Annotated in this window: 6 protein-coding genes and 1 tRNA gene; 5 read left to right on the forward strand and 2 right to left on the reverse strand. The window is 46.5% G+C overall.

Annotation, left to right across the window (positions count from 1 at the left end; genetic code table 11):
- Positions 1-366: 366 nt before the first annotated feature.
- Both CIK90_RS08130 and CIK90_RS08135 read right to left on the reverse strand, forming a co-directional pair.
- Complete coding sequence (locus CIK90_RS08130) at positions 367-3,570, reverse strand: tetratricopeptide repeat protein (protein WP_254046309.1); 3,204 nt, start codon at positions 3,568-3,570, stop codon at positions 367-369.
- A gap of 19 nt (positions 3,571-3,589) precedes the next feature.
- A complete protein-coding gene (locus CIK90_RS08135; RefSeq protein WP_094464902.1) occupies positions 3,590-4,843 on the reverse strand; it encodes a 3-phosphoshikimate 1-carboxyvinyltransferase in 1,254 nt (417 codons plus the stop codon).
- A 118-nt stretch (positions 4,844-4,961) separates the two neighbouring features.
- On the opposite strand from CIK90_RS08135, the gene CIK90_RS08140 reads away from it, so the two are divergent.
- From CIK90_RS08140 to CIK90_RS08165, 5 genes are all read left to right on the forward strand, one after another.
- Positions 4,962-5,034: transfer RNA gene (locus tag CIK90_RS08140), tRNA-Pro, on the forward strand.
- Between the two features lie 737 nt (positions 5,035-5,771).
- Positions 5,772-9,818 (forward strand): two-component regulator propeller domain-containing protein, encoded by a 4,047-nt coding sequence (locus tag CIK90_RS08150; protein WP_094464906.1) that lies wholly within the window; start codon positions 5,772-5,774, stop codon positions 9,816-9,818.
- A gap of 154 nt (positions 9,819-9,972) precedes the next feature.
- On the forward strand, positions 9,973-11,649 hold the full coding sequence (locus CIK90_RS08155) for a glycoside hydrolase family 43 protein (RefSeq protein WP_094464908.1): 1,677 nt from the start codon (positions 9,973-9,975) through the stop codon (positions 11,647-11,649).
- Positions 11,650-11,965: 316 nt separating this feature from the next.
- Positions 11,966-12,922, forward strand: coding sequence for a methylenetetrahydrofolate reductase [NAD(P)H] (metF, locus tag CIK90_RS08160; RefSeq protein WP_094434486.1), 957 nt, complete (start codon positions 11,966-11,968; stop codon positions 12,920-12,922).
- The gene (locus tag CIK90_RS08165; RefSeq protein ID WP_094434484.1) at positions 12,919-14,031 is read left to right on the forward strand and encodes a DNA polymerase III subunit delta; all 1,113 of its coding nucleotides are present in this window, start codon (positions 12,919-12,921) and stop codon (positions 14,029-14,031) included. Before metF ends, CIK90_RS08165 begins: the two co-directional genes overlap by 4 nt.
- Positions 14,032-14,064 lie beyond the last annotated feature (33 nt).

The following is a 14,064-nucleotide window of genomic DNA, read 5'->3' on the forward strand; positions in this document are numbered from 1 at the left end:
TTATGAGCGATATTAAAGAAAAGAAATCATGGTATATATCGGCACTATACTGCATTGCGATGATCCTTGCCTACATCGTAGCAAAGGGGTGGATACGATATTATTGAGCAAATTACAGGATTGGAGCACTATAAAGTATTCATCTATACGCTCAATATAGTGTCCGCCCTATTTTTCATCGTGTTCTGCATGTATCTTATGAGCGATATTAAAGAAAAGAAATCATGGTATATATCGGCACTATACTGCATTGCGATGATCCTTGCCTACATCGTAGCAAAGGGGTGGATACGATATTATTGAGCAAATTACAGGATTGGAGCGCTATAAACTACAGACTAAAACTGGAGATTATATCGCTCCTCCCTACCGATAGAAGTCATCGTCGAAATCGATGACGATGGGTTGGTCGGGAGAAGAGGACGGCATGGGAAGCTGATCTTCATCGGCATCATCATCGGTTTCACGGTCGGCAGGCTGCTCAACGATAGTTTCGGGACTGTTGAGCAACGGATGGGAATCGGTCTTGACGGGAGCAAGCGTTTCTTGGAAGAAACGGTCGTAGTCGTCGTAACTATACTGTGTGCCGAGCAACGGCAGGTTGTCTTCACTAATGATGATGCGACGACATCCCTTCAACCGAACTGTCATCTGTGGGGTCTCATAAAGATGGCGGGCATACTGCAAAGCCTCATCGTAGGAACGGAAACCGCTAACGGTGAGTCGATGAACGGGATCCTCACTATTGACAGCAATCTCGAAATTGCGCACCAAATAGGAGGTAAAATTATAACGTGCCAATTCATAGAGCAGTTGGTTTTGGTTCACACTATCGGGATGGAAGGCTAAAACAAAAGCAAAACGCACATCGCGACGAAGGCTGAGCGTATCAACGACCGTACTGTCTGAAGATTCTGCCAAGGCATGTTGTCGCCAGATATCGTCCTTGGGGCGCATGGTACCCTGTGGTCGGCGGCCCTGCTGAAGTCCACGGAGAATGTGACCAGCCATTGGGCCGACCTCACTATCAGGATAGTCCTCTACTACTTGTTTCAGTTGTTGCGCCGACTTATCTACCCTACCCTCGTTAAGCAGACTCAAAGCTTCTACGAACAAGAACTTGGAACGATGGGCACCATGGGGGAAACGCTGGGCAGAGAGTTGCACATTGGCTGCCACTTCTTGGTAACGTTCCTGACAGAAAGCCTCATAAGTAGCAGCATAGAGCGAATCTTCTAAATGTTGACCGAAACGCTGGTTGTCGGCATAATAGGGATTGGAGAGCAGTTGGGTCCACTCGCTTTGCGGATACTGACGTTGTAATCGCACAAGAGCAGAATCGGCATCAGCCATCCGTCCCTCACGTGCATTCATCAGATAGAGATGATACCATGCCAAATCGTTGAGTGAATCGGTGGGCCATCGATCTACAAGATAGGTAAACATGCGACGGGCCAAGGCGAGATTTTCCACCTTATCTTTCATGATGACCGCAGCAGGCAATAGTGCTTCGCGCATCTTGCGATCGCTCTCAGCTTTTTGTTCGGCGGTGAAAGGCAGTTGTGCCAAATGGTATTCGCGAGTAAAGGGATTGAGCTGGGTGGTATCGCTCTCGGTATCTGTTGCAGAAGCTGTCGTTTTTGCGGAATCGGCATCAACCTCTGTTTCATGGTCAGCCTCACCATTCAACGTTGGTACGACGGAACGATTACTGCGTTGCCAATCGTCTTCGTTGGGGCGTTTGCCCCAAAGTTGTTCAAAACGAATGCGACCTTGACTGACAAGTTGCGGATTGTAGAAATACCAAGTGGAGGCTTTTGTATCATTACCGACAGCCGACATACCATTATTTTGGGCGTTTTGCGTCTCCCATTGACTTTGCATTTCTGCATCCTGCTGTGCGCGTTTGGCCTCTCGTTCGGCATTTTTCAATTCCGCAATATGGCGGTCTATCACCTTGAGGCGATCTGCTTCAGGCATGGCAACCAAGCGTTGCAACGAGTCTTCCAGATGGACAGCATCGGTCAGGGGGACCAACTGGTCGAGAATTTCCGACCTGCGATTCACTTCCTTATAGTGTGGGAGGGCGGTATCGATAAGTCCCACAGCCTCACTATAGCATCGGCGTGCATTGGCATAGGCTTCACGCTGCCAATAGAGTTGCGCCAATTGGAGGAGTAAAGCTCCCTTCTCGGTGCCATTTCTGGTAGATCGACGGGCACCTTCTTCGTATGATGCAATGGCTTGCAACGTATCGCGCTGGGCTAAACGAATATTGCCGATGGCATAATGGATTTGGTCGAGATAGTCTTTATTATTGTCTGACGCAGCCATTCGTTGCAACTTACGTATCATACCCTTAGCATCGGCAGAGGCCATCACCTCGGTTTGTGAGATGCGTGCATTAAACTCCAATTCGTAAGGCGGTTGCAGACGAACCACATGGCGATAAGCCTCGAATGCCTGTTGGGAATGACCTTGATGTTGTTCAATCTGTCCCACAATATACCAGAGACGGGCTTTGCGTTGGCGGCGACGCTCATGACGTATGCAACGCATGAGATAACGCGTGGCATCGGCATATTGTCCGGTGCGAAGATAATGGTCGGCAAGGGTAAAATCCCAATCTGCCACAGCCTGACGGGGTATGCTGTCGCGATGCTGATTGGTGATGAGATCTTCGGTTTCGTAGCGCCATCCCATCTCCGCATAGCATTTGGCTTGCCATGCCCGAGCACGGGCAAGGATGATGGGTTGCGTTTTGTATAGCCGTGCCATATATCCAAAGGTGGCAGCAGACTCTTCAAAATTTCCTTCATGAAACTGTGCTTTGCCCAAAAGAAGCCAAGCACGCCAGAGAAACGGATTGTATTCATGGCGATTGAGCCACTCTATATCGGCTTTAGTCTTGCGTCGTTGCTTGTTCCATTCGGGGCGCCGCTTGATGCTATGACGGCGAATGGCTTTCTCCGACTTCTCTATCGTACGGTCAAAATGACTTGTTCCGATACTGCGGCTCTGCTTGTTGCCCGCCGCATAGATTGGCAACAACTGGGTATAGTCGTCTCGATTGCCGCGTTCCTGTTCGTCGCATCCTTCGATAAAGGCTTGCGATGCATTGAAATAGGTATTGTAGCGAGCATTGAACGCATGCCATATTCGTGTCTGACTGTTATTTCGCTGTGTGGAACACGAGGCGGCAACGAGTATGGCGAGCAGCAGTATGATGGGAGTAAGTGGCAGACGATCTGTGGCCGAAGGCCTATCGTCTGACGCGTCATCTGTATTCTCGTCTGATTCGTCGCTATGAACATCGGTCACGCAATTGCCGTCATCGCCATCATCTCCATCGGTATCAGCAGATGCAGCAACACGTGCTTTTTCCTCTTTTCGCCGACGAGACTCCTCCATCATACAGGCTATCTTACACGAACCGTCATCGTGGCTTGTGCAGGAAGCGCAGTCGTGATCGCCATGTACCACGGGGCTATCGCTGTCGCCAATAGACAGCAAGGCCGCCAAAAGGCCGAGGGCTCCGATGGCAATGAGGGCGAAGAGGAGAAAGTTCATAGCATATAGCGATTAAGAATTATCGTTGTTGGATTTGGAAACCACAATGGCGAAGGTCGTCCCAATAGTGGGGATACGACTTGGTGACCACCTCTGGATGGTTGATACGCAGACTGGGGAAACGCAATGCGGCAGGTGCAAAGGCCAATGCCATGCGATGGTCTTCATAGGTATCGATACCGTCGGCATAGTCTGGCTCGCAACGTTCACCGTCCCATACGAGTTCGCTGTCGTTGATATCATAGATGACAAATCCCAATTTGCGCATTTCTGTCTTCAATGCCGATATACGGTCGGTCTCCTTAATCTTAAGGGTGGCAAGTCCACGGAAATGGAAGGGCACACCAAGCAAAGCGCAAGTGACCACAAAGGTCTGGGTCAAATCGGGCGAATTGACAAAGTCGTATTCCAAACGGGGTACGCAACGGCCTGAATGGCGAAGGGTCACCTTGGTGGGAATGCCCTGTTCGGTTGTGGCAAACTGTGTTTTCACACCGAGCAAGCTGAAGATATATCGCACCGAGGAATCGCCTTGTTTGGAGGCATCCATCAGTCCGTTGAGGATCACCTCGTCGTCATCGCCAGTTGCCAGAGCCATCATCTCATACCAATAGGATGCGCCGCTCCAATCATTCTCAATACGGTAGGCACGGTCATGGTATGGTTGGGACTTCACCGTAATAGTCTCATAGTCTGACCATTCGGCATCGGCACCAAACTCGCGCATGGTCCATAGGGTCAGATCGATATAGGGTCGTGAGATAATATCACCTTTCAAGCGGAGTGTCAGGCCTTGTTGCAAGGTCGGACCTATCATCAACAGGGCGGAAATAAACTGTGAACTGATATTGCCTGGCACTTCGAGCAGACCGCCATCAAGGCGGTGACCCTTGATAAGCAGAGGCGGAAAGCCTTCTTCTCCCACATAGGTGATGTCAGCACCAAGGTAGCGCAGCGCATCAACAAGCACATGAATAGGGCGATGTTTCATGCGTTCAGTACCAGTCAGCACGTGTTCCTCGCCTTCTTTCACCGAAAGCAGGGCTGTCATGAAACGCATGGCAGTACCTGCAGCCTTGATATTGATCTCATAAGGATTATCGCGCAAAGCGGAAATTATCACTTCGGTATCGTCACAATCCGATAGGTTTTCGGGTAAGATAGAGCCTCCAGCCAGCGCATGAATAACGAGCGCACGGTTGGAAATACTCTTCGATGCAGGTAGGATTGCTGTATGTTTTAATTCCTTTGGAGCTGTTATTTCGTATTGCATATATTATAATTAGGTTTGTTTAGAGATACAAAGGTAGTGTTTTTGGGGATAAATACAAAAAAAGTGAAACAAAAATTTGGATATTACAAATTATAGCTGTACCTTTGCACTCGCTTATCGGGATTTAGCGCAGTTGGTAGCGCACACGTCTGGGGGGCGCGAGGTCGCTGGTTCGAGTCCAGTAATCCCGACTAAGACAAGAGCTGTATCTCTTATGGGATGCGGCTCTTTTTTGTTTTCCGCCATTATTCAAAGCTCCCTCAACCTGCCGTTGACTCATATCGACAAACCAATAAAAAGAATCTCCCGACACATTACGCAGACATTTCGAATGTACAACAAATGCTATCCCAAAAGCATCAAGAAGATACTCCCAAGGCAATACGAAGACAGTCCCAAGTAAATACGCAGATACTCCCAAGTAAATACGCAGACAGTCCCAAGGTTTTCAAAACGAATCCCGAACACATCCCGAAGTCATCCCGAAGGAAGGTGGTGGATTATGACATGATGATTTTATATGGCGCAATTGAATTCAATAGACATACTATTATAAAAGAAATGGCACGTATCCCTACGCACCATTTCTAAAAACCAATTAATCATGATTTTCCTTAAAAAACCATAATATCTCCGTTTCGTAGCTCTGGTGGAACACCAGTCAATTAGCTTTAAAAACTATCATTTCTTTTTTTTACCCTAAATAATATTACCAAACTACTAAAACTAATAACTACGATGCAAAGATACGACGTTATTTCGATATACTCTTTGTCGTAAGTACCCTAAACTTTAGTAATACTAAATCAAGTCGCAAAAAGTTTATTTCTTGTAACTTTTTCGACTTTCAGACAAAAAAATGGCCATTTCAACCCACTTTAACGATTATTTTATGTAATTTTGCACCATATTACATAACTAAGACGAAATGCTAAGAACCATTTTTACACTTATCATCAGCCTGTTTCTGATGCCGATGAGTGCACAGATAGGAAAACTATTCGATACAGACAACCAATTGTCGAGCAACTTTGCCAACCAAGTATTACAAGATAAACGCGGTTTTATTTGGATTGCTACACGAAACGGACTCAACCGCTACGACGGCTACAACTTCACCGTGATGAATAGTACCGACAAGAACGGACACAACATCAACAACTACGTGAACTGCATGGGACAGGATCATGAAGGTAACATCTACCTTGGAACCAACAACAATCTGTTCATCTACGACGGTTATGAGTTTAGAAAAATACCTATGCTGGTAAACGGAAAAGAGATTACCACCTATATCCAATATATCTATACACGCAACAATGGCGATGTGCTCGTATGCACTTCTGGCTTTGGTTTGCTGCGTGTAATTGACAAAAACAAGGCGGAAAGCATAGGTGGAGTCATCGACCAATATAAATATATAAATTTTACTTTCGAAGATCATAACAACAGGCTATGGATGGTTTGTTCCGATGGAGACGTACTCAGACAGGAAACCAGTGGAAAAGTGACCATGCATGTACCAGGAACTGCTGGTTTGCAGATACGCGAGATAGCCGAAGACCGACAAGGCAACATCTACGTAGCCACCTTGCGACAAGGGCTATTTGTCATGGCACCACAGACAGACCGATTCACCCATGTGGCTGGTACGGCAGGCTTAGCCATCAACAACATCTATATTGCACACAATGACAACATCTACATTGGGTGCAACGGCGAAGGACTCTACGTCTATGAACCTGCTACAGGAAAACTGACCAACAATCCGTTTTTCTGCAACCGCATCAATCTGAGTAAAACAAAAGTGACAAGCATCATCGAAGATGCAGAAGGAAACATCTGGATGAGTATGTTTCAGAAAGGTGTATTCATGCAACCCACCAGACCCTACGAGTTCGGATATATGGGATTCCGCTTAGGCTCTCGAAACATGATAGGCGAGAACAGTGTGACAAGCGTGCTACGAAGCGAAGACGGATCAGTATGGGTAGGAACCGACAAAGACGGACTTTACCGACTGCACTTCGGCACCTCAATGCCAATATCTTCAACCCATGTAGTGAAACAACCGTTGGCCATTCTTTCACTCTGCGAAGACTTACATGGCAATATCTGGGTAGGAAACTATGAAGACGGATGCGGATACGTAGATCCATCTGGCAACTACCACAACTTTGATTTGCCTTTAGGAAAAAACTCCAGCGTCTTTGACATAAAAGCAGACCGCAACGGGAATATCTGGATAGGCACTATGGGAAGTGGACTGATATGTCGCCGGCCCGACGGCAGCCTGAAAATATTCAGGCAATTACCAAAAGCCGACAGCGACAGACATATCAATAGTATTCCCAACGACTATATCATGAAACTTGCGCTGTCGCCCGACCATAAATATATCTACGTTGCCACATCGGTAGGTTTGGCATGCATGGATATTGCCACAAACAACTGGGTAAGCAAATTCTCCACAAACTGCGTCAATTACGGATCGTTCTCACATTGTGTTTTTGCAGACAGCAGAGGCAACGTGTGGTATGGAACAGAAAATGGAGTATATTGCTATTCCAACGGAAGTACAGAAGCAAAGCTCTACAATACAGACAACGGACTGCCCGACAACAGCATTGCCTTTGTGACGGAAGATGCACGTGGCGATATTTGGATCGGCACCATACATGGCTTATGCCGACTGCATGTGAAAACGGGAAAAACCAACAACTATTTCTTAGAAAGCGGACTGCAAAGCAATGAGTTTAGCGACGGAGCAGTTTTTGCCGCTGATGGCGGTCGATTGCTACTGCTCGGAGGAACCGGAGGTCTCAACTGGTTTGATCCACTCAAGCTAAAACTACACTCTTGGAAAGCAAACGTATGTATATCACGCCTCATCGTAGGCAACCGCACCGTATATCCCGGCATGGAATCGGGCAGCTATACCATTACTGAAGAACGCGTATTCTACTCTAAGAAATTTGATTTGGCACACGATGACAACTCTTTCACCCTACAGTTTTCTGCCCTCACCTATAATAATACGGAGCAAATTGCCTATGCCTACAGCATCAACGGAGAAGACTGGCACTTCATGCAACCAGGTATCAACGAGGTGACATTCTCACACTTGCCAGCAGGCACATACAACTTCCGTGTCAAAGCCATCAACAATCAGCAAGAAACTCCCATACGTGAATTTACAGTAGAAATACATCCAGCATGGTATGCCAGCGTTTTGGCACGATTCATCTACTTCATCATTGCCATGTTGCTATTATGGACATACAGGAAGCATCGACGCAAACTGGAGCAGGACCGCATGCTACTACAAAACCACATCCATGCCGAAGAAATGGGCGAAGCCAAACTACGTTTCTTTATGAACATCAGCCATGAGATACGCACACCGCTGACACTCATCATCACTCCGTTGCTCTCACTTATCAAAGACGACAAAGACCCGCAACGGCAAGGTATCTACGAGATTATCAGGAAAAACTCTGAGCGCATCCTACACCTCATCAATCAAATGATGGACCTGCGAAAGATTGACAAGGGACAAATGACCATGCACATGAGTCAGACAGACCTCGTGGCTTTCATCAACGATGAATACAAACTCTTCCTACAACAAGCCACCAACAAAAACATCACCTTCGAGTTTGAACACGACTCGGAAACACTCCCAGTATGGATTGACCGCAACAATTTCGACAAAGTAATCATGAATGTACTGTCGAATGCTTTCAAGTTTACACCCACCGGAGGTCATATTATCATCCGACTTACACATACCGAACACCATGCCTATATTTCTGTAAAAGACAATGGTATAGGCATACCAAAAGATAAAATAGAAACCATATTCCAGCGTTTCTATCAAAGTCCGACCAATCCCAACGACCGCAATATCGGCACAGGAATCGGATTGGACCTTACCCGTTCACTTGTAGAACTTCACTATGGCACCATCGTGGCAAGAAACAACGAAGAGTCAGAGGGATCCGACTTCACCCATGGTAGCGAGTTTACTATCCGTATTCCATTAGGTAATGCACACCTCAAGCCAGAGGAGAAGGTCAACGAAGAAGACATAAAAGACGAGCCTACCCTATTGCAAGAGATGGAACTGGAAAACAATCGGGCAATGACTATGGAGACCAACCCCCAGACGGAGGCAGAAGAACTAACAAATAACACCAAAGGAGGAAAAGCCACACTGGCTATCGTCGAAGACGAAGACGATATCCGAGACTTTCTATGCACACAATTTGCCGATGATTTCAAGGTACTAACCTATCATAACGGCAAGGAAGCGCTACTCGAAATAGTTAAATTGCAACCCGATTTGATTATATCAGATGTGATGATGCCGGAAATGGACGGTATGACGCTCTGCTCAAAAATCAAAGCCAATGTCAATACCAACCACATCCCCGTCATCCTGCTTACAGCAAAAAGCCGAGAAGAAGATCAGTTGGAAGGCCTTGAAACCGGTGCAGATGCCTATATTCTGAAACCTTTCAATATGGACATCTTGCGCCGCACAGTCATCAATCTACTGACTACACGACGCACACTCCGCAATAAATTCAATGGCAACGAAAGTCAGGAATCACGCATCGAAGAGGTTACGGTACAGACACCAGACGAAGCTTTGATGGAACGCATCATGCAAGTAATCAACGAGAACCTCAGCGATTCAGACCTCAGCGTAGATATTATAGCACAGAAAGTTGGTATCAGTCGTGTACACCTGCACCGCAAAATGAAGGAGCTGACCAACCAAACACCACACAGCTTTGTGCGTAACATCCGACTGAAACAGGCTGCTAAGATGCTGCGTACCTCCAAGCGCAACATTACCGAAGTGATGTATCTCTGCGGATTCTCTAATGCTGCAAGCTTCAGCACAATGTTTAAAAACCTATATGGTTGCTCACCACGAGAATACATGAATAATGGAAATGAACAATAGCATAAACTTTTCGTAACAAGGAATATATGCTAAAAAACAAAAATGGGCAATAGCACAAACTTTCCGTAACAAGGAAAAATGCCTGTGTGTGATGAAATGTGTAACTTTGCAGCATCGATAACTTAATGCTAACAGTTAAACAATATCATAGCACATGAGACGAAACATTATCGCCACCATCGCCATGGCAATAGCCACAACGGCATCGGCACAAACGGCACAGTTTTCCAACTTCCGTTACACCGGCAACGACAGCCGGTTTAGTGAGTCTATTGACCGTACACACCAGTATTACAACCCTATCTTGGCAGGTTTCTATCCAGACCCGTCAATATGCCGTGTAGGAGACACTTACTATCTGGTCAACTCTTCATTCACTTTCTTCCCTGGTGTTCCTCTATCTACCAGTAAGGATCTCGTTAATTGGACACCTGCCGGACACGTACTCGACCGCCCATCGCAGGTTCCTCTGAAAGGACAGAATGTATCAGGCGGTATCTTTGCACCTGCCATCAGTTACAACAAGAAGAATAAGACGTTCTATATGATTACCACTAATGTAGGAGCCGGCAACTTCTTTGTCAAGACCAAAAATCCAGCTGCCGGATGGAGCGAACCTATCTACCTGCCAAAGATTGACGGTATTGACCCATCATTCTTCTTTGATGACAACGGCAAGGGATATATCGTACACAACGGTCCTGTAGTTGGCGGTGCCGACTATGAAGGACAACGGTCAATCCGAATGTTCGAATTTGACGTGAAAGGCGACAGTATCAAAGGTGACTTCAAAGAGATATTGCGCGGAGGAACACATGTAGAAGAACGTCCTATTTGGATTGAAGGTCCACACCTCTTTAAATATAAGAAATACTATTATCTGATGTGCGCAGAAGGCGGCACAGGCCCCTGGCACAGCGAGGTAATTCTCAGAGCCAAAAATCCTAATGGTCCTTGGGAAGAATGTCCACACAACCCCATCCTCACACAGCGCACAGGCCTGAAGGCTGACCGTCAGAACCCTGTTTCAAGTGCCGGACATGCTGATCTTGTTGAGGATGAAAAGGGAAACTGGTGGGCTGTATTCCTTGGCTGCCGCCCCTACGAGCAGGACATGTACAACACAGGACGCGACACATACCTGTTACCTGTGACATGGAAAGACGGATGGCCTACCATTCTTGAACCCAACAAAGCCATAAGCCCTGTGGGAGAAAAAGCTGGTTTGCAACCTACTGAAAACAATTATTTCAGTGGCAATTTTACTTACGAAGACCATTTCGACAAGGCTACTCTCGACAGCAGATGGATGCGCCTGAGAAACTCAGAAGGTTTCTGGAAAACTGGCGACGGACATCTCACATTGACTCTGATGCCGGGCAATATCTACCAGCGTGAACCACTTTCTGCCGTTTGGGCACGTCAGCAACATGGCACATTTACTGCAGAAACTACGCTCGACTTCACTCCTCGCAACGATAAGGACATTGCAGGTATTGCTTTGTTACAGAAAGAAGACCACAACATCGTATTCGGTAAGACACTAGTTGGTGGTAAAACTATGATCACCTTGACACGCAGTGAGCGATTCACCATGCCCATTGCATCAGCTTACATCGGAAACGGGACATTGAAATTGAAAGTGGAAGCCCACGACCGCTACTATGATTTCTTCTATGCTGAAGGCAATGGCGAATGGATGATACTGGCACGCGGTGTTGACGGTTCTAACCTCAGCACCCAGAAGAGTGGCGGATTTATCGGAGCATGCATAGGCCTCTATGCCTCATCGGACAAAGACATGAAGCCAAAAGCCAAGCGCCCGTTCTAAAAAGGACTCATACTCAATCATCAATTATACACGTTTGACAGGCGACAAAACCAAGAGATACAGGTTTTGCCGCCTGTTTTTTTTTACAACTATCAAGATATCCAAATATCAAAGCTATTTAATAAAACCTTTAGGTGAGTTTTCGGTCGTCTTGAGATTATCACTAAAGGTAAGCGTCTCTTCAAGCATTAAACAACATGTTTTCAATCGAAAACGGTCGCGGAAAAGCACGTATATCAAATGAAAACAGCGAATACTTTTGGTCATTAGCACATTTTGTTGTAATTTTGTAGCGAATTGTGTATAGTAACGAAGAATGACAGTAACAGAGTATATCAAACAAAATAACGGAGAGCGCGGATTCTCCTTCGAAGTGCTTCCACCGTTGAAAGGCAACGGCACCGAAGCACTGTTCAGAACAATAGACAAATTGGCGGTATTCAACCCCGGTTTCATCAACATCACAACACATCACAGCGAATATATTTACAGGGAATTGAAAAATGGGCAATTTGAGCGACTTCGCGTCCGCAGACGCCCAGGCACAGTGGCCATTGCAGCTGCCATACAGCAACGCTACAACATTCCTGTAGTACCACACGTGATATGTAGCGGTATGACCATTGAGGACATTGAATATGAACTGCTCGATCTACAATTCCTTGGCATACAAAACCTCATGCTCCTCAGAGGTGACAAAGCCAAAGAAGACAGCCGATTTACCCCCACTCCAGGAGGACATGCGCACACCACCGACCTCATAGAACAAGTGGTACGATTCAACAATGGCACTTTTGCAGACGGCACTACCATCAAACACCCAGGCACCAAATTTGAATTTGGAGTGGCAAGCTATCCTGAGAAACATGAAGAAGCGCCAAACTTGGAACGCGACATGGAGTATCTCAAGCAAAAACAGGAGCTGGGCGCACAATATGCAGTAACACAGCTATTCTACGACAATGAGAAATATTTCGACTTTGTAGAGAAGGCACGACAAATGGGAATCACCATTCCCATCATACCAGGTATCAAGCCAATGGCTAAACTCAGCCAGTTGACCGTAGTACCCAAAACATTCCATTGCGACATTCCCGAGGCACTTGCCAAAGAGATTGTCAAATGTAAAACAGACGAACAGGCCCGACAATTGGGTATCGAATGGACTACCGCACAGTGTCAGGAGCTCTACGCTCACGGCATTCAGAATATCCACTTCTATACTGTATCGGCCGTTGACTCGGTGGTAGAGATAACTAAACGACTGTTATGACAGGATTTGAACAGGTGATAGGACAGCAAGAAGCACAACAGCGACTGCTACAACTGGTGGACGAACAACGCCTGCCGCATGCCATCATGCTCTGCGGACCGATGGGATGTGGAAAAATGGCATTAGCTATGGCTTTTGCCGCACATCTGCTCAGACGCAATGCCAACGATGCTGCCATGTTGGCAAAATGGGAGCATCCCGACTTGCACTTTACCTTTCCTACCATCAAATTGCCATCTATGAGCGCAGACCACAAACCAGTGTCTGACGATTTCATACGACAATGGCACGATATGATTAAAGGCGGACCTTACTTCACCATGACCGAATGGATGGAACACATGGGCGCAGCCAACCAACAAGCCATCATCACCGCAGGAGAAAGCGATGCTCTGTCGCATAAACTCTCGTTAAAATCGAGTCAAGGCGGCTACAAAGTAAGCCTTATCTGGCTACCGGAACGAATGAACATAGAATGTGCCAACAAAATACTGAAACTGCTCGAAGAACCACCGCAACAGACCGTTTTCCTGCTCGTTTGCGAAGCTCCAGACCGTTTGTTGGAAACTATTCGTAGCCGCGTACAACGTATCGACGTGAAACGCATTGCCGACAAAGACATAACAGATGCTCTCATAGAACAGCGTGGACTCATGACCGATAAGGCAGAACGAGTGGCACACATGGCAGGAGGCAGTTGGCTGAAAGCCTTGGAAGCACTAAAGGCTGACTCAGAAAACGAGTTCTTCCTGGATATGTTTCAAACCTTGATGCGTATGGCATACGCTAGACGGGTAAAGGACATGAAAACATGGAGCGAACGAATGGCAACAGCAGGACGAGAGAAACAGAAGCGATTCCTTGAATATGCCCTGCGATTGGTACGCGAAAACTTCATGTACAACTTTGGCGAACGCGACCTCTGCTATATGACAGAGCGCGAAGAAGACTTCGCAAAAAAATTCGCACGATACATTAACGAAGCCAATGTGATAGAAATCAGCGATCTCATCACACTCGCCATACGCGACATCGGACAAAATGCAAATGCAAAAATCGTATTCTTCCATCTCGCCATACAAATGATTGTGCTACTCATACAGAAATAACTATCCGCTCGGAAAAGAACACCAACATATCAT

It is taken from the genome of Prevotella sp. P5-126 (genome assembly GCF_002251185.1).
In the GTDB taxonomy this organism is placed as follows: Bacteria; Bacteroidota; Bacteroidia; order Bacteroidales; family Bacteroidaceae; genus Prevotella.